This window comes from Methanosarcina sp. UBA5, assembly GCF_002505485.1.
Lineage (GTDB): Archaea > Halobacteriota > Methanosarcinia > Methanosarcinales > Methanosarcinaceae > Methanosarcina.
The window spans coordinates 1-21,339 of the sequence record NZ_DAVG01000103.1; the positions used below are offsets into that span (position 1 = coordinate 1).

The window sequence follows — 21,339 nt, forward strand, 5'->3', positions numbered from 1 at the left end:
GAGATTTATCCATGAAGCTGATCGCGCTTTCCGATACTCATCTGAAGACCGGAGTGATTCCTCCGCAACTTCAAACATTCCTTGAAGAGTGTGATATTATAGTTCATGCCGGGGACTTTAGTACTATGGAAGCCTATCAGGCTTTCAACGCCACCGGCAAATTGAAGGCAGTTTTTGGAAATGATGACACTTCCGAGCTTAAAAGACTCCTTCCCGAAAGACTGAAATTCGAGGTCAACGGTGTAAAAATTGGAGTTGTGCATGAGGCAGGACTTTCGGTTACAGATACAACTGCGCAGGGTTACCTCGCAAAAGAAATGGAGGTAGACATTCTGATTTTCGGTCACCTTCACCGGCCCTTGATAGAGAAAAGGGATATTGTGCTTGTTTGTCCCGGTTCTCCTACCAGACCCAGAATGTCAAACCCAAGTGTTGTAGAACTCGTAATCGAAAAAGGAAATATTAACGGTAGGATAATTGCTCTTGAGGGAGATACCTGTGACTATATAAAGTTCCGGGATTCCCTGGAAAAACGCAAGCAGGAAGAAAACCAGAACAATAAAAAGGCTTAAGCATCTGAAACTGGTAGGGACTGCTGAAGAGAATCACAATCTGGACTATCCTGTAGAATAACCCTGAGCAGTAGCTTATTTGCTGCTTGAGATCCGGCATATGCCTTGCTAAGCAGGGTTAGGGTATTCAACGCAAGCTAGGTTTACAATGTTTCCAGTTTGAACATGGCACCTGTGCCCTGAAGGCTTAGATATACCTTATCTCCAAATTCGAGAATTTTCTCAACACTGACATTGCTATTCCAGTTGTATACAAAATCGTAGCTGCCCTTCATGGGTTCAAATCCCAGAGACATTAGACGTTGGTTTATTTCTGACGGACGGGCTCCTTCACTGCTGAACCAGACCAGAAGATAGGTTTTCACAGGATCATCTCGCATATCAATTTAATTATTTTACCCCTGAGTTTCATTCAAACACAAGTTACTTATTTTATACCATGTCTCGTTTATTTATGTATATTTTCCCTCTTCTGACTCTGAGGTTGTTGACAACAAGAACTGCTTATTTAATATAGAAGAAGTTTAAAATTAAATAGAAAACTCGGGAAAAAAGAGAAAAAAGAGTAAAGATTTTTGAGAATAACGTTGATTTTCTGAATAAAAAGATTAAGGGGTATTTACCCCCGATTTTGATAGTATGGTTTTTATTCTTTTCGATTTCATTCCATTTCTTTGAGGGACTCAAGAGCCTTTTTGACTATTGCACGGTAGTAACTGGTATCAGTCGAATAGTGTTCTTTTGCAATTTTTGAGTTTTGATCTTCCTCTGCCTCAACTGCCCTTATCCTCTCAAGAGTCTGCTTTGCAGTATCAAGCACCCAGAGGTTCCGGGTAAGTTCATCTACCTGCTGGATAGACTCGGGACGGATAGAAGTCAGGACATTTCCATCATCTGTAGTATATGTGCTAGTTTTGCCCACAATTGCTACAAAAGCTGGCAGTTCACACTCGGCAAGGAATTGAGCTGCTTCAGGTTGGTACTGTCCGGCATAGACCAGGAAGGAACCTGTGGGATCTGAAACCCTTCCCCTCCAGTATTCGGAATCAGTACCGATATCTTCCTTTTCGATAAGTGTGCCAACAATGAAGATTCGATTTACTTTAGCTCCTGTGGGCGTCAGGACGTACTGTGGAGCATATTGATCACTTTCGTCCCTTGAGGTCAGGTTCGAATCCTTCAATTCCTGGGCAAAAACCCTGCGGGCTGCTTCTCTGAAAAAGCCTGGCATTTACTGCACCTCCGGCTTGGTAAGAGTTTCATTAAGCGTAAGCATTTCATCAAGCATATCTCTATCCAGAGAAGTCTTGGGAGTAATGGAATCCACAAGGATATAGCGATCAAGCTTGTGCCCGGTTACGGTATAGTACCTGCCCAGCAGCTCCTGTTTTAATTTATCCAGCACCACCCCGGGATCAAGGGCATCTGCGGCCATTGCAATTGCAGTATCGAGAGAAAGTCCTGCAAGCTCCTCAGTAAGTTCTCTGTTAATCAGGGCATCCTGAGTAGAAGTTCCGGAATCCAGAACCGCTTTTATCCTCAGGTCGTATTCCCCCTTTACTTTTCCATGCTCTGGACAGGCACCCTTAACCAGAGCCCTTTTACACTCAGGGCAGCGTTTTATGAGGCCTGAACCGGTCTGAATATCCACCATTGCTCCGAAGTATGTGGAAGTTAAGGAGCCGACTTTGATATCTTCGTCAAGTTCTTCTATGGAACTTGACCTGTTAAGCTGGATCTGGATCTTACCGCCCCATTCGTTGACAACTACATTTTTTAACATGTAGCTCTTGCCCTCTTCCATGTCAGGAAGTTCGGAACTGGCCCAGTTAGTGAATTTGATAACCCCTGTAGGATCCCCTATAAGCCCTGCCTGCTCAATCGATTCGTGAGAGTTTTCCCATAGCTGAACCACTTTTCCTTTGACTGTAGTCCACTGGCCTCCAGCAAGGTCGGAGACGTTCCTGAGTTCAGACTCTCTTGGAGCTGGTATGAAGTCCCCGCCTCCAACTACAATGGTCTCATCCAGTTTTTCTATAGAAGTATTCTTGTTAAGCTGAACCTGGAACCTACCATTGTACTCTCCTACAACAACGCTCCTGAAGAAATAACTCTCTCCCTGTTCAAGCTCAGGCAATTCGGCATTTTTCCATGCGGTAAACTTTATAATTCCCGTTTCATCCCCCAGGAGCCCTACCTGAGAGATGGACTCATGAGTATTTTCCCAGAGCTGGACAACCTTTGCCTTAAGGTTTGCCCACTGCCCATTTTCCAAAATATCTATAATCTTTGTAAGATGCGGTTCAGCCTGCCTGACATAAAATTCATTTTTAGGAATAGAGTATTTCTTCAAAAAGTAATTGGTCACGCTGCGCTGGGCCTCGTTTGAAGGAACTTTAAATTTCGTAATCAGTTCGTCAAGTCTGTTTTCGATATCCTCTACAGGTACATCGATGCCAAGCTTTAAAAATCGATCTCGAATAGATTCAGCTATTTGTTTCATTCTTCCTACCTCAAGCCTCTTGTTTATCTTTATTGTATAGAGAGGCGTTTTAAACTATAACGCCACAGCATATAAAGTTAAGGAAAGCAGAGTGAAAGTATTGATAGTAAGGCCGCAATCAGTATACAGTATAGCTCTTATTAAAGACTACGAAACCCTGAAGAATTGGCCCCTGAGACTCACTCTTATGAAGGGGAAACTATTATTTTAGAACTGTTTTTAAATTCCTAATGCATAATACCTGCGTCCTGCTTGAGTTCAATTTTGAAGTTACTTCAAGTTTTCATTCAAATTTTTTAAAGAGACTATGAGTGCATGCTGTACTTAAACTTATTTGAGGTTTTGCCAAAATTGACTAAAATACGTTAAATGCAAAAAAGTGATCTACAATTGTCTATTTGATCAAAAAGTTACTTTTGGTACCTTTAAAATCGCACCATGAAATGCCGCTAAATATGGAGTCAAAAAATAAAAACTTAATTAATGTTACATACACATATTAAATTAGCATTTAATATAATTTTTTTTATATTTTGTATAAAGTGCAGACTCTGGGGGTTCGACTCCGTTTACTGAAATCAAAACGACAAGATCCTGAAAATCAGCACCAGAGCTGCTCAGGTTTTCATTACCCAGCTCAAAAATATATATAGCTTCATTTTCCTTGAGCTTGATACTACCGTTATCGACATTTTTCTTTACAAATTTTTCAATTGAGTCTTGATATTGAAATCCGGAGATATCAGGAACACAGTCTCCATTCTTAAGAACCTTGAAATTGGACGGATGAACCGAAGTGCTAACTGTAAGGATTTTTTGCAGGTTATCATATTCCCAGGAACAAGCCTCGACCGTTACATTCGTATCTGCCATAAAGGAAATTGGAGATTCCCAGAAGCAAGGATTTCCTTTATTAGTGAATTCCCATTCGATGGATTCATGTAATCTCCCAGGGATTTTAAGTATAATTCCCTAACTTGAGGCAGCAAGTAATTGGAAACGCTACCATCGTTCTTTGACCATGCACATCAGCTTCCCTAATAAAAGCACAACCAGGTACAGTTGCATTGACCGTGAAGTTGCCCGTCGGTACTACCGTATTGTTGTCTATCACATTAAAATTCACGTTAAAACTCGCCTGGATACTATGGCTGGAAAACAGATTATTGAAGATATAGGTGGAACCGGCCCAACGGGATTCCCGTCCACTAGAACTTCAAGAACTTTATAGTTGTCAGCAGGCGTTATACTGAAGATTACGTTGCTGCCAGCAAGCATATATGTTTTTCCTGCAGGAGAAATACTGTCCCCGAACCCTGAAGAAGCCTCAGTTAAATAACTGCCTGGCTTCGTTGCATTCTGCGTTGACGTCGTCTCATTTTGCGAGAAATTATGGGCTTCGATCAAGAGATTTGCCCTGGATGAACTTTCCGGAATATTGGGATACACCAGTGACGCAGCAGTATGATCGTCAACACGACCATCAACATTTGCCCGTATATCTCTGAAACGACCTGGCATCTCTCGCCAAGAGTCCTTTACTTTTTACCCTCCACGATAAGAATCACTTTATAAAGATTTAATTTTTGATTATTTAGACTGTCGCCACTTTTTGAGATTAAATAAACTGACTAAGAAAAACTGTTAATTACGGTTATCGAAGATATATTCATATTCTATGGTGTATTGAAGAATCGAGTTCAGAAAAAGAGAAATGAGAAAATCAAATATATTAACGCAGATTCTCAGGGCTGACCGAAAAAGTTACTCCATAATAGATTTTCCAGATACTTCAATACTATTTAAGGTTTTTTATTTTTTGGATTTATAGGATATAGAGCACTTTGAAGGATTTCAAAAATTATACCAATATTTTATGAGAGTTGTCGCGACTATTTATCAAATGTGTAGTAGTTGATTAAAATAATGGTAGAAAAAGTTCTTCAAGAATTGCCCTGCTTCTCAAAGGTTAGGAAGCATAAGGCATAAAAAGTAGGAAATACATGCCTAAGTTATGAGATAAATAAGTTTCGATGCCTTCAAAAAGATAAATGCCCTGTAAAAGCTAAAAATGGGATAGAATTCTTTTTAGAGTTTCTGAATTTATATTATAGAGTTGTTTATCCTGTAGAAGAACTTATTTCTTAATTATAGAGGGATTACTTTTTTATTGTTAGCTGTCCCTTATACAGACACCGTACTCTAGATATATTTAAGAATAGTAATCTTGTTTAAAACTTTTGAAGGTAATGTATAAATTCTAAAAAAGGTTCTTTAAATTATGAAAGCTATTATCCTTGCAGCAGGAGAAGGGCTGCGCTGCAGGCCTCTTACTCTAACTCGTTCGAAAGTAATGCTTCCTATAGCCAACAGGCCTATTTTAGAGCATGTAATAGGTTCGCTTGAAAAAAATGGAATAACTGACATTATATTGATTGTTGGATATAAAAAAGAACGCATAATGGACTATTTTGAAGACGGGCTGAATTTAGGAGTAAAAATAAAGTACGTTGAACAGAAAGCTCAGCTGGGTACTGCACATGCAATTGAGCAGGCAAAAAAGTGGATTGGCCCCGAGGACTCAGAATTTCTTGTGCTCAATGGAGACAACTTGGTGGAACCGAAAACTATAGCGGACCTTCTGAATAATTATGAAGGAGATGCAAGCCTTCTGACTGTTCGGATGGAAGAGACCACGGGTTATGGTGTGGTTCTTAAAGAAAAAAAGAGAGTTACAAAAATCCTGGAAAAAAGGCCTGGAGACCTGAGCCGTATTGTAAATACCGGAATTTACATTTTTACGCCGCAAGTCTTTGAAACCATTGAAAAGACCCCGATATCCGAAAACGGAGAATATGCAATAACCGATACTCTCCAGCTTATGATTGACGAAGGGAAAATCGTTACTTCCGTTCCCACCGAATCAAAATGGCTTGATGCTGTCCATGCTTGGGATCTATTAAAAGCAAATGCCATAGTCTTAAATTCCTCCAGGAACCTGGAGCTTGAAGGAGAAATTGAAAAGGGAGTTTTCCTCAGTGGAAAGGTGGCAGTAGGAAAGAATACTAGGATTCGTTCAGGAACTTACATTGTAGGCCCTGTAGTCATAGGTGAAAATTGCGATATCGGCCCCAATGTAGTTATTCTGCCCTCCACAACAATAGGAGACAATGTATCGATCAGGTCATTTACCGAAATACAGAACAGCATAATAATGAATGACTGCAGGATATACTCGCATGGGCAAATCTCTAATTCCATAATTGGAAGCAACAATACAATTGGCTCAGGTTTCTTTGTTGAAGAAAAAGAAGGTCTGTCGATTATTATGAACGGAACTATTCATCGAGCTCCCAAACTCGGCACCATCTTCGGAGACGACAACCGGATTGGGAATAGCATACTTGTGAAGGCCGGAGTAACAATAGCTGTTGACTGTCAGGTTGAATCTGGAAATACCATATACAGGGATCTGTCCCGTCATTCGGTTGTTCTTTAATCCTAAAAAGGTGGAAAAATGTGTGGAATTGTAGGATATGCAGGGGAAAACTCTGCTGCACCTGTCATCATAGAATCTCTCAAAAAACTCGAGTACCGTGGATATGATTCTGCTGGAATTTCAATTCTGGGCAGCGGAATCGATACTTATAAGTCAGTAGGTAAAATTGTAAACCTTGAAGCCACAATCCCAGACAGAATAAGTGGCAACATTGGAATAGGGCATACCCGCTGGGCAACCCACGGACGACCCAGCACAATAAATGCTCATCCGCATACCTCCGGAAATCCATGTAAGATCTCGGTTGTACATAACGGAATCATAGAGAACTACATGGCATTGAAAGAGCAACTGACTGCAGAAGGATATGAATTTAAATCGGAAACTGATACCGAAGTTGTCGCACACCTCCTGCATAAGCACATATACGGAAAGCCCGATGGAAGAGAAGCAAAATGCGAACTTCTTACAGGACTGCGGGAAGCGCTAAAAGAGATTGAAGGTTCTTATGCCCTTGCAGTTCTCTGTGCTGACGAACAAGGAAAACTCGTGCTTGCCCGGAAAGACAGCCCACTTGTTATAGGACTCGGCAAGGGAGAGAACTTTGCCGCATCGGATGTAACAGCTTTTTTGAATTATACAAGGGATGTCATTTTCGTAAATGACTTTGAAACCGCAGTTATGACTCCTACCAGTGTAGAGATCTTTGACAGAGAAGGAAAAGTCCGCGAAAAGAAGATAGAAAAGATTGAGTGGGACTTTGAAGCTGCTGAAAAAGCCGGTTACGAACACTTCATGCTCAAGGAGATCCACGAACAGGTTAGTGCGATTCATAATACACTCGCAGGAAAGGTTTCGGAGCTTGAGGGAACGATTTCTCTCAAAGAACTTAATATGACAGAGGATGAGATAAAGAAGCTCTCAAGGGTTCAGATTCTGGCATGTGGAACCTCCTGGCACGCAGGACTGCTTGGAAAATACCTTTTTGAGCAGCTTGCAGGAATTCACTGCGATATAGATATATGCTCGGAATACAGGTACAGAAGCCCAGTTATAAGCGATGGAACTCTTGCCATTGCAATCACCCAATCAGGAGAGACTGCAGATACCCTCGCGGCTGTTAGGGAAATAATGTCCTACAACTGCCCTACGCTTGCGATTACAAACGTTGTAGGGAGCACCATTACAAGAGAAGTTAACAGTGTACTCTATACCAGAGCAGGACCTGAGATAGGAGTTGCCGCGACCAAGACCTTCAGTACCCAGCTTACACTTCTTTATCTACTTGCCGTAAAGTTCGCACTATCAAGAGGCAAGCTAAGTCCTAATTATGTAAAAGGATTCATTACAGGTCTAAGAAAAATACCAGGTCAGATTCAGCAGATCCTTAACCAGAAAGAAGCAGTGAAGGAATGTGCGGAGAATTTTGCTCACGCAAATAACTATTTCTTCCTCGGCAGGCACCTTAACTATCCGATTGCTCTTGAAGGTGCTCTCAAGTTAAAAGAGATTTCATATTTGCATGCTGAGGGTTTTGCCGCAGGCGAACTTAAGCATGGACCGATTGCCCTGCTTGAGAAAGGAACCCCTGTAGTTACCATTGCAACAAGAGGGCAGACTTACGATAAGGTGTTGAGCAATATAAAGGAAGTAAAGGCCAGGGATGCTACGGTTATTGCAGTGGCAGATAACAAAGATACCGAGATTGGAAAATATGCGGATGTTGTCCTTACAATTCCTCAAAGTAGCGAACTGCTTTCTCCGCTACTCAGTGTTGTAGTCCTCCAACTGCTTGCTTATTATACTGCTCTTGCGCGGGGATGCTCGATTGACAAACCACGCAATCTTGCAAAAAGTGTTACCGTGGAATAATGGAAAGGCAGAAAATTAGATCAAAAAATCAAAGAATTCAAGAAAATACACTTCAGGAAATTTCGGAATGGGATATATGAAACTCTTCGGATCTTCAGGAATAAGAGGGATAGCAAACAAAGAAATTACGCCCGAACTTGCACTTAACGTAGGGCTTGTATTGGGAAGCCGTAAAAAGACTGCAGTTATCGGGAGGGACCCTAGAGTTTCGGCCCCTATGATCGAACATGCCCTGATTGCAGGAATGACTGCAGCAGGCTGTGCTGTTACAGAGATAGGCCTTGTATCTACCCCAACCCTGGCATATGCAGCCAGAGAATACGAATGCGGTGTAATGGTTACCGCTTCCCATAATCCCTCGGAGTATGTAGGGATCAAACTATGGAATCCTGACGGCATGGCCTTTGACTCGGCACAGCAGGAAGAGATCGAAAAGGCGATTGAAGATAAGGACTTTTCCAGGGTTCCCTGGAACCTGATAGGCAAATTTGAGGAAGACGGAAGCGCTATCCGGGCTCATATGAATATGATCAAAAAACTTGTAGGAAATTCCAGCCTGAAAGTCGTACTGGACTGCGGATGTGGGGCAGGAGGAACAATTACTCCTTATCTCCTTCAGGAGCTGGGCTGTGAGGTAATAACCCTGAACGCTCAGCCTGATGGCCACTTCCCTGCGAGAAAACCTGAGCCAAACGATGAAAACCTTTCCATGCTCAAAAAAGCTGTTGTAGATTTCGGGGCTAATCTTGGAATTGCACATGATGGCGATGCGGACAGGATGATGGCAGTGGATGAGAAAGGCAACTTTGTTTCAGGAGACGAAATGCTTGCAATTTTCGGGCGATATGAGTGCAGTGGTAGGAAAGGAACGGTCGTCGTGCCTGTGGACACTTCAATGATGGTTGACGATTCCCTTCAGGGTTCGGAGATTGTGAGGACAAGAGTCGGGGACGTTTACGTCGCAGAGGGCATAAAACAGTGCGGTGCTATCTATGGAGGCGAACCTTCAGGAAGCTGGATTTTCCCGAAGATTTCATACTGTCCGGATGGGATTTACGCAGCAGCAAAACTTGTCGAGATTGTAAAGGAGAAGAAATTAAGCGAGCTTCGAGAAGAGCTTCCCAGGTATGCCACAAAAAGAGAAGCTTTCCCCTGCGCAAACGAGAAGAAGACAGAGTTTATGAAAAAAGTTAAGGCTAAACTCGAGCCCCTGGGAAAAGTTCTTGATATAGACGGCATTCGCGTGGAGATGGAAAACGGCTGGGTACTTGTCCGCCCCTCGGGCACTGAAGCAAAAGTTAGAATCACGGCTGAGGCCCGGGAAAACGTTGATGAGATTTTCGAGATGGCTGAAAAGATAGTAAAGGAGGCACTTGAATGAAAGCGGTTGTCCTTGTGGCAGGTAAAGGCACAAGGATGGAACCTCTAACTTCCGGCTGTCCTAAAGTCATGCTCCAGGTTGCAAATAAGCCCATCCTCGAACATATACTAAATTCAGCCATAGGAGCAGGCATTCAAGGCTTTATCTTCATTACCGGTTATCTCGAAAAGCAGATAAAGGAGTACTTCGGAGATGGAAGCAAATGGGGAGTAAGCATAGAGTACGTACAGCAGAAGGAGCAACTAGGGACTGCAAATGCTATAGGCTGTGCAAAAGGCTATGTTGACGGGGCTTTCCTTGTACTTAACGGAGACATGCTCATAGAACAGGAGGACTTAAAAGCCCTGGTTTCAAGGACAGAGGAAGCTGTCATCTGTGTAAAGGAGGTAGAAAACCCGTCGGATTTCGGAGTACTTGAAACCGATAGTAGTAGAGTTATCAGGATAATAGAAAAACCTAAAAATCCTCCTACTAACCTTGCAAATGCCGGAATATATCTCTTCAGGGACTCTATTTTTGACTTTATTGACAGAACCCAGACCTCAGTGAGAAATGAGTTTGAGATTACGGACTCCATCCAGATGCTGATCGACAGTGGAGCAGCTGTGGGTTATAGTTCCCTCGAAGGCAGATGGATAGATATAGGATATCCCTGGGACCTCCTGAAAGCAAATGAGTACCTCCTAAAAGGCCTTGAGAGCAGCTGCGAAGGTACCGTGGAACTGAATGCGACTATAAAAGGAGAGGTTGTAATCGGAAAGGACACTCTTGTCAGAAACGGCTCTTATATCGAAGGCCCAGTAATAATAGGAGAGAACTGCGATATCGGGCCTAACTGTTTTATCCGCCCTTCTACTGCAATCGGAAACCATGTTAGGGTGGGAAACGCTGTAGAAATAAAAAATTCGATTATCATGGAAGGTACTCACGTGGGACACCTGAGTTATGTCGGAGACAGCATTATCGGACACCGATGCAACTTTGGAGCGGGTACGAAGGTTGCAAACCTCCGCCATGACGGGAAAAATATAAAAGTAATGGTAAAAAGCAGAATTATTGACTCGGGAAGGAGAAAACTCGGAGTGATTATGGGAGATGACGTGCATACTGGCATCAATACAAGTATAAATATTGGCACGATAATGGAAAAAGGAAGATATACATATCCTGGAGAGGTTGTCAAACGTTGACTTGGGATCAAGATTCAGGAAGATAAAATCAGAAGTTCTTAAAACAAATCAGGAATTTTGAAAACTAAACCTAGAAATTTTTAGAAGAAAATAGAACTCCCTTTTCCCGGAAAGGAAAGGGGTGTTTCAAATTAATTATTTCTAAAGCTCAGGAATAAATCTATTTTATCTATAAAATGTCTTTAAAGTTGAGAGCATCAGGTTTCGGAAAAGTCCTTCGGTTTCCACCTTTAGAGAATCGTCATTCATGCTTTTTACGGCTTCTTTTAAGGGCTCTTTCGAATCAAGCACTTTTTTAATGGTTTTTTCATCGGTTTCCACTGTAATAGAAGGCCCAAACTTTGAGTTCGGATCATTAGGAGTGGCATAGCTGTAAAGATCCCTTATTTGTCCTCCCCCCATGAGTAAAGTCACATAAAGCATCTCGCCGTTCTCTAGTTTGATTTTCCCAGCAATTTCCTCACTGGCTACAAGTCTCTGCAGAACTTCAGGAACTTTATCGAAATTCGCGTTGTAAAACTCGGCTTTTGCACTCAGTTCTGCAAAGAGAGCATTTTCGGTAGTAGAATTCTCAGGAGCCTTATAAAGGTCAGCTTTTTTGATATCGCCTGCATTCGAGACTGCTCCTGCTATCGGGACAAATAAAAGCATAACAAGAATGAAAAGACTTAAAGCTCTGGTTTTGCTGCAAAGAGACATAGTTGGAAATAAGAGGCAGGAATATAAAAAAGTTATTGGCACAAATTAAACTGAAGCAGGACAAAAAATTAGAAAACAAGATAACACGAGTGTATAAATTGGGGTTTGGAATACTTTTTTCATAATCTCGTATGGATTTTAACAATAATCAATCTCTTAAACAATAACCAATCTCTTAAACAATAACCAATCTCTTAAACAATAATCAATCTCTTAAACATTAACCAATCTCTTAAACAATAACCAATCTCAAACCAACCTTCTAGCTAACCTGTTACTTTATTAATATATCCAAAAGCCATTTTACTCTTGTTTTACTTTTTAGTCATTAACGGTTTCAAAATATCCTCGCAGCGCAAAACCAGCCTTATCTGAAAAACTGATTAAAAGAAGCAAATTGTGGTTATGTAGTAAGCTCAATAAATTCAAAGCTCAGATAATTCCGAAAAACAAAAGTAAGAAAAATTCATCGAAATAATTAGATTTATTTCAGGTAAAGTCAAGTTGTGTATAAAGCAAAAAGGGAAAAGAAATGAGAAAAAAATAAAAATGGAGGTTATAATCAGACATTGAGCCCGTTTTTAAAGACCTGGAAGGCAGGCAATAAAAAGAAATTAAAGCAATAAAATCAATTAAATTTGTTTTAACAATTTAATATTGTACCAGGAATTATATAAAGATATCTGTTTTTCCCGCAGAGAGAAGAATTACCTGGATGCATTATACGGAAGAAAAGAATTACTTTAAGGGATAAAAATTAAAAAAAAATTAATTAAAGGAATAAAATATGAGAAAACTAATAGGTTAAGTTTGTCTCGAAAAACCTGAATCAATTGCTGAAAAAGGCCGTTAGATAAGCAATAGCAAAATAACGTCCAAATTTCCCAAGAAAAACAAAAATAGAAAAATATCGAAAAGGAAGCTGCATAAGCCCGGCAACCATGGTAATCGCGTCTCCAATACCTGGCACCCAGGTGAAAAGAAGAATGTAAAGACCATATTTTTTAAAGAGCTTTTCACTTTTCTCAAGCTTCTCAGGAGAAGGAGAAAGGAATTTCTCAAGTACCGGACGCCCTTTTAGCCCTAGATAGTACGTTGTGCACGATCCGAGATAATTGCCTGAAGTCGCTACCAGAACGACAGCAAAAGGATTAAAGCCCTGATATATGAGAGCTACCACCAGCGCTTCCGAGCCTAAAGGCAAAATCGTGGAAGCCAGAAAGCTCAGGACAAAGAGGTTCAGGTAACCGTAATTGGCAATAAAGGTACTCAAAGCTTCAAGCATTCAGTTCTACAATTGTAATTCAGTATTTTAAGCTATCGTTTCAAGCATCAAACCGGCCACTGTTTTGTAATAAACCTTGTAATAGATCAACAACTATTTTGTAAAAGTTCTACTTCCAACCAAGAATTCCGGCCAAAGAAAAAAGGAATTTCAATCAGGATTAAGACAGAAAAAAGAAGTGGAGAGCCGGAAATTTTGAATCTGATTTCCAGCTTCCACCGCAGTACAGGTGTTCAAGCTATATTAAAGCCGCGTTTACCTTTTAGGATCAATCCGTAGCTTTAATACGAAATCCAGAGCGTTGATTAGTTTATTCTCTTCCGCAAGATAACAAATGCTGTGGCAAGTATTCCAAGCGTAGCCATCCCACTGAAGAAAGGAGCTCTTTTTGTCACCTCATAACTTTTGCTCAGGCCTCCTACTTCAACAGTATACGTCCCTGGCTTATCCTCTGTGTGTGAGAATTCGATTGACTTGTTCTCACCCGGGTTAAGGGTTACATTCTCGGAATCAACCGATTCGTTATTAACCAGCAGTTCCACTGTGGATTCTCCTGTGATGTCTCCATTGTTCATAGCATTCGCCCTGATATTTACTGCGGTTCCGGCTTCAACTGAAGCAGGCTGTATCGTGAGGTTTGAGAACGTAAACTGTGCTACTTTCTCCGCCACCTCGATCTGGGTTTCTCCTTCTTCATAACCAACCTTTGTAGCGTTTATCACATACGTACCAGGAGCAGTAACCCAGTAAGATGTGATACCTTTTGCGTCTGTCTGTGCGTCAATTTTCTGTCCTCCAAAGAAGACATCCACCCCGTCAACAGGCTTGTTTTCCACGGAGTCCGTTACCTTTATGTTAATCTGGTCTCCTACACGGACAGTTTCAGGAGAAACTGAAACCAAAAGTTTCAGGACACCCTGTGCAAGGACATCCACGTGCTTAGTTCCGGAAACGTAACCCTCCCGACTCGCAGTTACAGTGAAACTGCCTTCCTTGCCGGGGGTGAAGGTGAGATTTCCGCCGTCTCCAGTAGTGCCTATACTGTCGTTTCCAACAGAGACTTCAACACCGCCGACTGAAACATTTCTCGCCTTTACCAGGATTTCGGTCGGCTTCCCAACTGCAAGTGCATCGGGCATTTCAATGTCCAATTGGTCTCCTGCTCCGGTCTCGATTTCGACAAAGGGATAAAAACGCAGGACTGAAGCATCGGCGACCCTGAATTTGACGTTGCCCATAAGGTCTACAACATCGCCCCTTGAAAGGGAGATTGAGTCCTCATTTTTCATTGTGATGCCTGAGTCGGAAATCGAAGTTATTTTCATTTCACCGAAAGAATCTCCCTCCGAGATTTCCAGATAATCATCCGAGATCTGGAAGATTCCCTCTACAAATACGGCATCTGTTTCGGTGGAACGGAAGACCGTACTTACATGAACTGCGATCATCGGAACATCTTTAGCCCCTCCTATATCAGCTTCGTAAACATAGTCCCCGTTCTGGGAAACTATTCCCGAGTCCAGGAGCTTTCCATTCTTATAAAGCTCGAGAAGTACGCTTTTCCCATTAACATCGACCTCGGCTGCTTTAAGGGAGTAGCCGTTCTCCAGGGCTAAAGAAGAACCAGTAAATAGGGACTTTTTGTCATTGTCATCAATCAGAACTTTTGAAAGTACACTGTCCGAAAGTACACTTACGCCCTTAGAGTTGCCAAGAGTGTTTGCAGGATATCCTGCAAAATATTTCTCTGCCACGAAGCCTATAACTTCATAACTTCCCCAGCCCTCATGTTCAAATTTGACATTTGCAGGCTTCGTAGAATAGACAAGGGCTTCATCATTAATTGTCCTGCCATCGAGTTTTTCAATGGTAAGGCTTTCAGTGGAAATATTTTCGTCGATGTTATAATAGAAACCTTCGAAGTTAAAAGGCGTCCAGATCATAGTATCAAACTTATCATCGTGTACAGTTCCCCTTAGTTCATAGGTTCCGGGCTCGGAGGTTTCAACTATTGGGGCAAAACGAAGTTCATTGGCATCGGCCACGACAAAATTCAGTTTACCCATAATATCAACAATGTCGCCCTTGCTAAGCGAGATCGAATCGCTATTTCTCATTTTTATGCCTGAACTTGAGGTGGAACTTACCTCCATTTCTCCGAACTCATCGCCATTCTGGATTTTAACATACTGGTCTGATATCTGGAAAATCCCTTCCACGAAAACCGCATTGGTCTCTCTGCCGCTGAAGATCTGGGCAAAATGGACTGCAATTATGGGTACATCTTCGGTATCTCCGAGGTCGGCTGTATATACATAGTCGCTATTAGAGGACAGGAAGGCTTCATCGATTACTTTGCCGTCCTTTTCAAGCTGTACCCAGACGGTATTTCCGTTAATATCAACCTCAACTATGTTCAGGGAGTATCCTTCTTCAAGAACAAGAGAGGAACCCGTATACAGGGATTTCCTATCATCAGTGTCCATCAGAATTTTTGAAAGTTGTCCACCCGAGATAACGCTAATCTCTTTATTTCCAAAGCTTGAGTTTGCGGTGTATCCTGCAAAGTAGCGCTCTGCCATAAACCCTATAACTTCATAAGAACCCCAATTTCCATACTCAAAATCGGTCTGTATGGGTACTGTTTCGTACTGCAGATTGCCCTCTTCGATTGTCCGGCTGCCCTTACTGAGCTGAACTGTCAGATTCTCGGAACCTTCTCCGGTATCCAGATCATAGTAAAAACCCGAGTAAGTCTGAGGCGTCCATGTGTAGGTAAGGTTCTGAGTTGCATTTTCATCCCAGATGCGGTTGCCTGTAGAATCTAAAGCCTGGGCAGCTGCACTTAGACACAGCAACCCTAATGCAAGAAATACGCATAAAATCTTGATGTAGCTCTTAATCCCCAAATTAAACCTCCTCTATATTTTATGAACCGGGAGCGTAACTTTCAGGCCTCCGAAAGGAAAAAATAGGAAAACAATTTCCTGAACATCCGGAATACGCCCTGAACAGGATACCCCCGCTTATTTGAGTTAAATAGGTATTCAACTATACGTATTTTTTAATATCTCATGCATCAAATAAAAAATTTTTGGAGATTAGATAAAATATTTTTGAAAATCAAGGAATAAAAAAATAAGAGATAATAAAATAAGGAATCCTATGCCGTAAAAACCTTAAAATCCTTTTCAGAAGAATTTTTGATAACATAACAATTCAGAGGTAATAATTGTAAGTATGAAAATCGAGTAAAGCCAGGAAAATATATTATCACAGTCGGCTTTTATTCACGTTTGAGATAAAGGTCTGAAGATAAATTCAAAAATTCCTTTTTTCCTAGAAAATCAACTTGAACTTGGTATACACAAATTATAAGTTTGAAGAAGCGATTTCTGACACTTACAAGCAGAAATCAGCGTAATAAGATCTATTAAGATCCATTATAAGATTCATAAAGATTCATTCTGCAGAATAAAAATATGGAGCCGTCTCTGGCATGGAAACGTATACAGGCATTCCCGAAGAATTAAAGCTTGCAGTCCTTGAGAGAATAAAACCCACTGAACCTGAAAGAGAAAAACTTCTTTCGATCCAGGAAGAACTCGCCTCGCAAGTAAAAATGGCAGCAGAGAAACTTAGCGTACTAGGCGTGCTTGTAAAAATGGTGGGCTCCGCTGCCAGAGGCACCTGGCTTTCAGGCACTCACGATATTGATGTTTTTATAAGCTTTCCTGAAGAAACCTCTAGAAAGGAACTGGAGACCCTGGGCATGGCAATTGCAAGAGAAGTAGCAAAACATTCTGAGCATGCTGAAGACCGCCATGCTGAACACCCTTACCTGAACATTATCTACAAAGGCTTTGATGTGGATCTTGTCCCCTGTTTCAGGGTTCCCTCGGCTTCCCAGATCAAATCTGCAGTTGACAGAACGCCTTTTCACAACGATTTTGTCAAGCCTCGCATAAAAGGGCACGAAGATGAGGTTCTGCTTTTGAAGCAATTCATGCGCGGAGGCAGAGTATATGGCTCGGAACTCAAGACCCAGGGCTTTTCAGGCTACCTGACCGAACTTCTGGTAATCCACTACGGCTCCTTTGAAAATACCGTCTGTGCAGCCTGTTCCTGGAAGCCAGGCGAGAAAATCGATATAATGCAGCACTCGGAAATCGAGCACGAAGAGCCTCTTGTAGTGGTCGACCCGACCGACCCCAGGCGAAATGTGGCAGCAGCCCTTTCCCTTGACAAATTCTGCATGTTCATAGACCACTGCCGGGAGTTACTGAAAAACCCCGAACTCAGTTTCTTTTTTCCAGTTCCTCTCCTGCCCCTTGAGGACAGCGAAATCCTGGAAAGGCTTGAAAACCGGAAGAGCACCCAGCTTACGATCGTTTTCAAAACCCCGGATGTGGTAGAGGATGTGCTCTTTCCGCAGCTCTATAAAATGGAGCAGGCAGTAGCCACCCTTCTGAAAGAATATGAGTTTACAGTGATAAAAACCGGTGTCTGGTCAGGCAAAACCGAAACTGCAGTTATGCTGGAACTCATCTCAGGTACCCTTCCCCACGTAAAAAAACACATCGGCCCTCCGGTTTGGGTTAAAGTACACGCCGAGAAGTTCAAGGAAAAATATCAGGCGGCAGACGGCGTTTTCGGAGGTTATATCGAAAACGGGAAATACGTCTTTGAAATCCGGCGCAAGTATCCGACGGCAAAAGGGCTTATCGAAGACCGGCTCATGAGTTGCTCCCTTGGGAAACAGGTGCATCAGAGCGTGAATGAAGGTTTTGAGATTATAGAGAATGCCGGAATTTGCAGATTGGAAGATCCTAATTTCAGGGTTTTTTTGAGGAAATGGGTGTAAAAAGATTGCTATAGAGTTTGTTTCAAAACTCAAAATTTGCTGCTTGAATATTATATTTCGAATAGTCAATCAGATCCTGATCACAAAAACAACCCTGAAAACTTTTGATGATAAAGAACAAATTTCGGGATGTCCACTAGTCCTTCACTTTATCATGTCTTTTTTGGATCACGTTTACTCTGAATATATGTAATAGCACCTGGAAGTAGTGAAACAAAAATTATTCCAAGTATTACAAAGCTGAAGTTATCTTTTACAACTGGCAAGTTTCCGAAAAAGTATCCTCCAAAAAAGAATGACATTACCCATGCAACTCCCCCAACGACATTGTAGCTAATAAATGTCGAATAGGGCATTGTTCCTATTCCTGCTACAAATGGTGCAAAAGTCCGGATAACAGGAACAAAGCGAGCTAGAATTATTGTTTTCACTCCGTATTTCTCAAAGAATGCATGTGTACGGTCAAGGTGTTCCTGTTTAATAAACCGTATATTTTCATAACTTGTTACTCGATTTCCTACTAGATGACCTATTTGATAATTGACAGTATCTCCTGCAACAGCTGCGAGACATAGAACAACAAATATAGTAAATAAATTGAACGAACCACTGGCAGCCAGAGCTCCTGTTGCAAAGACAAGAGAATCACCCGGTAAGAAAGGAGTTATCACCAGACCTGTCTCACAAAAGATAATAGCAAACAACAGTAAATACGTTAATAGACCATATTCATTTGTTATTGCACTTAAATATGTGTCAAGATGCAAAAATAAATCGATAAAATAGTTTAAATTTTCCATATGGACACTTCTACAGGATGTTTATTAATACATCACTCATAGCATTTTTGCAGTTTAGCTTTTCGTTCAGATAAAACGATTAAAGACAGAATACAAATAAGCAACACTGCTGATGCTGAATAGCGGCTTAATGCCAATCCGCCAGAACTGATCGGTTTATCCAGAAAGTCGCCAACTACTGCTCCGAGAGGTCGCGTAAGAATGAACGCAGTCCAGAAAAGGGCAGTGGGGGATATTTTGGTCCAGAAGTATGCCGCTGCAACAAGTAATAGCAGAGTGCCAAATACTATAGCAGCGCCGGAATAGCCTAAGCCCATAGTATCAGCAGTCCAATCACCAAGGGCTGTGCCCAAGGTTTGAGAGAACATGATCGTTCCCCAATAGAACATCTCCGTTTTCGGAGAGTTAACGGTATCTACAGAAACAGATCCCATTGCGCGCTTCCAAATGAACAATGATCCAACGAGAAGCACTAAAAGCAGGGTGGATCCGCCCGCATATCCGATTCCCAAAGACCGCGTACAAAAATCAGCCAATGTCGTACCTAACGTTGTCGTGGCGATGATGGTTATCCAATAGATGTAGGGGTTGAGCTTCTTTTCACGGATCTGTGTGATAACAGTGGCGACAAAAAACAAAGTAAAGATCATCGTGCCAACAAGATAGCCCAGGTTTATAGACATGGTAACTGCGTCCCCACCAGTCTCACCAAGAGTGGTGGCAAATATCTTGATGATCCAGAACATAAGTGTTATTTCGGGAACCTTGCGAACTATTTCGCTTGTATTGAATTTATCGGATTGAATATTTACCATAATATTCTCCTTGTTATTTATGATCCACCACTCTTGATAAATAGTTACAAATATATTGATTCTGGTACATTATTCGAATGTTAGTACAGCACTCGAATTATCAGAAGCGCAGCCCCTGACAACGGCGACTTCAAACAGAAAGACGATCACAGAGAGTATAGGAATAACTACCGTCATAACCACTTTCATCCTGGTCACTAGGAAAAACACAGAGAAGATCACAAAGAGTACAGGAACAACCACTGGGTTGTTGTCTATAAATAGTCACAGTCTATAAGACTGCCTACTGGACTACAACTAAACAGTAGAACAATAACTAAAAATTAGATGTAATTAAATTGGCTAGCTTGATTACTAATCATATTAAACGCTAGCCAGTTAGGTAATTTGGTTGTGGTGCAAAAATCTCGTAATTTATAAGTAAAAATTTGAGATTCAGACGGATTTATCCCAACCTTGCCCAAAATCCACCAATGGCCTAACCTCATAGATCTCGAAAGTCACCGTAGCATATATCATTTTTGCGGCTTCCTCGCCGGCGAGATTAGCGGTCTGGCTTCGGATCATTTCAAGCATTTCTCCGGAAGTCGCATATTCCTTCATCCTCATATAAACCCGGATCCCCTTCCAGTCCATGACTGAACTTCCTGATTCCATGTTCATCTTCACTGCGTTTGAAGAATCTGTACACTACTCCATGATTATGTAGATGACATTTGGATTATCCAGAAGATTTGTGAAGGTGCGATTCTTAGCCGTTGCCACTACAACCGTCTTTTCATCGATCATATGAGGTGAGCCAAAGATTGCTGAATCGACTTTTCCATCACTGCTAGATGTGCTGAGTAAGCCAAGTCTGGGTGTTTTGTTGAAATATTCCATTAAATTTGCTGACATATTCTATCTCCTTCGTGTTAATATCATCACTCATATTGTCGGAGTAATCTCTACTCCACAATATGGCTCTCGTCTTTTTTAGTCTTAGTAAGATAGAGAACTAAGCTCAAAATAGTCACGAGAAAAACTGCGTTTATTCCCATCGTGCTCAGAGCAAGACCACCCGCATTAAGAGGCTGCGATAGATAGTCACCAATAGAGGCACCGAGAGGACGTGTCAATATATAAGCCATCCAGAAGGCTGCCACTGAATTCAAATTAAAGCGATAATAGGCTATGGTCACGATTCCAATAAGTGTAGCGAACATAAGTGCTGACTTCCAATAACCCACATTGAGACCTTCTGATGTGAGGTCGCCAGCAGCAGTACCTAGGGCAAATGTGAACAAGATAACCAACCAGTAGAATGCCTCTCTCTTAGTCGTATAGATAGAGTGAATGGATAATGTCTTCTCATTTGCATACCAAGCTGCAAATGTCGCCACCAGTGCGAAGGTGAAGATGATGGTAGTTGTCTCTAGAGCTACTCCATAGTTGTCTACAAGGTTGTCAGTAATCAATGTACCGACAATGCTGATCATCACAACGGCTAGCCAATAGATCCCTGGCACGTACTTTCTTGATCGGAACTGAAAGAACAGCGCAATAAGCAAGAAACTGCTCATGATAACGGTTGTGAGGGTCAAGCCAAAGTTTAGATTAAAGGTAAGGAAGTCTGCAGCTGTTTCACCTACGGTTGTAGCCATGACCTTAATAATCCAAAAGAAAATCGTAACTTCTGGAACTTTACTCAACATCTGTCGACTTCGTAATAAAGAGGAAGCGACTTCACAAAAATTAGAGGAATTTTCCTCATCGTTGCCCGATATCATTTTCGAATCATCTTTTACTAATTATTTGTAAAAATATCCATAAATTCAGAAACATAGCCACACTTGGATAAATAATTACAAATATATTGA

General features: G+C 41.5%; 19 protein-coding genes. 6 read left to right on the forward strand and 13 right to left on the reverse strand.

All coding sequences use genetic code 11. The features are described from left to right. On the forward strand, nt 1-572 hold a 572-nt coding region (locus BP621_RS11760; protein ID WP_349682077.1), incomplete at its 5' end, for a metallophosphoesterase. Nucleotides 573-715: 143 nt separating this feature from the next. On the opposite strand, the gene BP621_RS11765 is transcribed toward BP621_RS11760, so the two are convergent. The 5 genes from BP621_RS11765 to BP621_RS11785 all read right to left on the reverse strand — a co-directional run bounded on the left by BP621_RS11765 (nt 716) and on the right by BP621_RS11785 (nt 4,596). Continuing rightward, entirely contained in the window at nt 716-937 is a 222-nt protein-coding gene (locus tag BP621_RS11765) for a hypothetical protein (RefSeq protein WP_292390331.1), read from the reverse strand. Nucleotides 938-1,233: 296 nt separating this feature from the next. Beyond that, complete coding sequence (locus BP621_RS11770) at nt 1,234-1,803, reverse strand: RPA family protein (RefSeq protein WP_292390145.1); 570 nt, start codon at nt 1,801-1,803, stop codon at nt 1,234-1,236. Next, nucleotides 1,804-3,075, reverse strand: a complete 1,272-nt coding sequence (locus tag BP621_RS11775) for a replication protein A (protein ID WP_292390146.1) — start codon at nt 3,073-3,075, stop codon at nt 1,804-1,806. Between the two features lie 504 nt (nt 3,076-3,579). Continuing rightward, the gene (locus BP621_RS11780; protein WP_292390148.1) at nt 3,580-3,948 is read right to left on the reverse strand and encodes a hypothetical protein; all 369 of its coding nucleotides are present in this window, start codon (nt 3,946-3,948) and stop codon (nt 3,580-3,582) included. A gap of 249 nt (nt 3,949-4,197) precedes the next feature. Then, a complete protein-coding gene (locus BP621_RS11785) occupies nt 4,198-4,596 on the reverse strand; it encodes a hypothetical protein (protein ID WP_292390150.1) in 399 nt (132 codons plus the stop codon). A gap of 760 nt (nt 4,597-5,356) precedes the next feature. Here BP621_RS11785 and glmU (BP621_RS11790) point away from each other — a divergent pair. The 4 genes from glmU (BP621_RS11790) (at nt 5,357) to glmU (BP621_RS11805) (ending at nt 11,017) form a co-directional block, all read left to right on the forward strand. Then, nucleotides 5,357-6,574, forward strand: a complete 1,218-nt coding sequence (glmU, locus tag BP621_RS11790; RefSeq protein ID WP_292390151.1) for a bifunctional sugar-1-phosphate nucleotidylyltransferase/acetyltransferase — start codon at nt 5,357-5,359, stop codon at nt 6,572-6,574. 18 nt (nt 6,575-6,592) lie between these two features. Beyond that, nucleotides 6,593-8,446 carry a glutamine--fructose-6-phosphate transaminase (isomerizing) gene (glmS, locus tag BP621_RS11795; protein WP_292390152.1) on the forward strand — a complete coding sequence of 618 codons (1,854 nt, stop codon included), beginning with the start codon at nt 6,593-6,595 and terminating at the stop codon, nt 8,444-8,446. Between the two features lie 76 nt (nt 8,447-8,522). Then, complete coding sequence (gene glmM / locus BP621_RS11800; protein ID WP_292390333.1) at nt 8,523-9,827, forward strand: phosphoglucosamine mutase; 1,305 nt, start codon at nt 8,523-8,525, stop codon at nt 9,825-9,827. Beyond that, a complete protein-coding gene (gene glmU / locus BP621_RS11805; RefSeq protein WP_292390153.1) occupies nt 9,824-11,017 on the forward strand; it encodes a bifunctional sugar-1-phosphate nucleotidylyltransferase/acetyltransferase in 1,194 nt (397 codons plus the stop codon). Before glmM ends, glmU (BP621_RS11805) begins: the two co-directional genes overlap by 4 nt. Before the next feature lie 165 nt (nt 11,018-11,182). Here glmU (BP621_RS11805) and BP621_RS11810 read toward each other — a convergent pair whose 3' ends face one another. The 3 genes from BP621_RS11810 to BP621_RS11820 form a co-directional block, all read right to left on the reverse strand. Then, nucleotides 11,183-11,668 carry a hypothetical protein gene (locus tag BP621_RS11810; RefSeq protein ID WP_292390156.1) on the reverse strand — a complete coding sequence of 162 codons (486 nt, stop codon included), beginning with the start codon at nt 11,666-11,668 and terminating at the stop codon, nt 11,183-11,185. 877 nt (nt 11,669-12,545) lie between these two features. Next, nucleotides 12,546-13,001 (reverse strand): YqaA family protein, encoded by a 456-nt coding sequence (locus tag BP621_RS11815; protein WP_292390157.1) that lies wholly within the window; start codon nt 12,999-13,001, stop codon nt 12,546-12,548. Nucleotides 13,002-13,306: 305 nt separating this feature from the next. Next, complete coding sequence (locus tag BP621_RS11820) at nt 13,307-15,910, reverse strand: S-layer protein domain-containing protein (RefSeq protein ID WP_292390159.1); 2,604 nt, start codon at nt 15,908-15,910, stop codon at nt 13,307-13,309. 590 nt (nt 15,911-16,500) lie between these two features. Here BP621_RS11820 and cca point away from each other — a divergent pair. After that, nucleotides 16,501-17,865, forward strand: coding sequence for a CCA tRNA nucleotidyltransferase (gene cca, locus BP621_RS11825; RefSeq protein WP_292390160.1), 1,365 nt, complete (start codon nt 16,501-16,503; stop codon nt 17,863-17,865). 152 nt (nt 17,866-18,017) lie between these two features. Here the strand turns inward: cca and BP621_RS11830 are convergent, their stop codons facing one another. The 5 genes from BP621_RS11830 to BP621_RS11850 form a co-directional block, all read right to left on the reverse strand. Continuing rightward, entirely contained in the window at nt 18,018-18,665 is a 648-nt protein-coding gene (locus BP621_RS11830) for a DedA family protein (protein ID WP_292390162.1), read from the reverse strand. A 32-nt stretch (nt 18,666-18,697) separates the two neighbouring features. Further along, the gene (locus BP621_RS11835) at nt 18,698-19,480 is read right to left on the reverse strand and encodes a hypothetical protein (protein ID WP_292390164.1); all 783 of its coding nucleotides are present in this window, start codon (nt 19,478-19,480) and stop codon (nt 18,698-18,700) included. Between the two features lie 435 nt (nt 19,481-19,915). Further along, entirely contained in the window at nt 19,916-20,116 is a 201-nt protein-coding gene (locus BP621_RS11840; RefSeq protein ID WP_292390167.1) for a hypothetical protein, read from the reverse strand. Between the two features lie 54 nt (nt 20,117-20,170). After that, nucleotides 20,171-20,377, reverse strand: a complete 207-nt coding sequence (locus BP621_RS11845; protein WP_292390169.1) for a pyridoxamine 5'-phosphate oxidase family protein — start codon at nt 20,375-20,377, stop codon at nt 20,171-20,173. Nucleotides 20,378-20,427: 50 nt separating this feature from the next. Beyond that, nucleotides 20,428-21,249 (reverse strand): hypothetical protein, encoded by an 822-nt coding sequence (locus BP621_RS11850; protein WP_292390171.1) that lies wholly within the window; start codon nt 21,247-21,249, stop codon nt 20,428-20,430. Nucleotides 21,250-21,339: the final 90 nt, after the last annotated feature.

Excerpts from the sequence above, each read along its gene's own strand:
- BP621_RS11770 (WP_292390145.1), bottom strand. The coding sequence starts at position 1,803 with ATGCCAGGCTTTTTCAGAGAAGCAGCCCGCAGGGTTTTTGCCCAGGAA.
- BP621_RS11775 (WP_292390146.1), bottom strand. The coding sequence starts at position 3,075 with ATGAAACAAATAGCTGAATCTATTCGAGATCGATTTTTAAAGCTTGGC.
- BP621_RS11780 (WP_292390148.1), bottom strand. The coding sequence starts at position 3,948 with ATGGCAGATACGAATGTAACGGTCGAGGCTTGTTCCTGGGAATATGAT.
- BP621_RS11785 (WP_292390150.1), bottom strand. The coding sequence starts at position 4,596 with ATGCCAGGTCGTTTCAGAGATATACGGGCAAATGTTGATGGTCGTGTT.
- glmU (WP_292390151.1), top strand. The coding sequence starts at position 5,357 with ATGAAAGCTATTATCCTTGCAGCAGGAGAAGGGCTGCGCTGCAGGCCT.
- glmS (WP_292390152.1), top strand. The coding sequence starts at position 6,593 with ATGTGTGGAATTGTAGGATATGCAGGGGAAAACTCTGCTGCACCTGTC.
- glmM (WP_292390333.1), top strand. The coding sequence starts at position 8,523 with ATGAAACTCTTCGGATCTTCAGGAATAAGAGGGATAGCAAACAAAGAA.
- glmU (WP_292390153.1), top strand. The coding sequence starts at position 9,824 with ATGAAAGCGGTTGTCCTTGTGGCAGGTAAAGGCACAAGGATGGAACCT.
- BP621_RS11810 (WP_292390156.1), bottom strand. The coding sequence starts at position 11,668 with ATGCTTTTATTTGTCCCGATAGCAGGAGCAGTCTCGAATGCAGGCGAT.
- BP621_RS11815 (WP_292390157.1), bottom strand. The coding sequence starts at position 13,001 with ATGCTTGAAGCTTTGAGTACCTTTATTGCCAATTACGGTTACCTGAAC.
- cca (WP_292390160.1), top strand. The coding sequence starts at position 16,501 with ATGGAAACGTATACAGGCATTCCCGAAGAATTAAAGCTTGCAGTCCTT.
- BP621_RS11830 (WP_292390162.1), bottom strand. The coding sequence starts at position 18,665 with ATGGAAAATTTAAACTATTTTATCGATTTATTTTTGCATCTTGACACA.
- BP621_RS11835 (WP_292390164.1), bottom strand. The coding sequence starts at position 19,480 with ATGGTAAATATTCAATCCGATAAATTCAATACAAGCGAAATAGTTCGC.
- BP621_RS11840 (WP_292390167.1), bottom strand. The coding sequence starts at position 20,116 with ATGGACTGGAAGGGGATCCGGGTTTATATGAGGATGAAGGAATATGCG.
- BP621_RS11845 (WP_292390169.1), bottom strand. The coding sequence starts at position 20,377 with ATGTCAGCAAATTTAATGGAATATTTCAACAAAACACCCAGACTTGGC.
- BP621_RS11850 (WP_292390171.1), bottom strand. The coding sequence starts at position 21,249 with ATGATATCGGGCAACGATGAGGAAAATTCCTCTAATTTTTGTGAAGTC.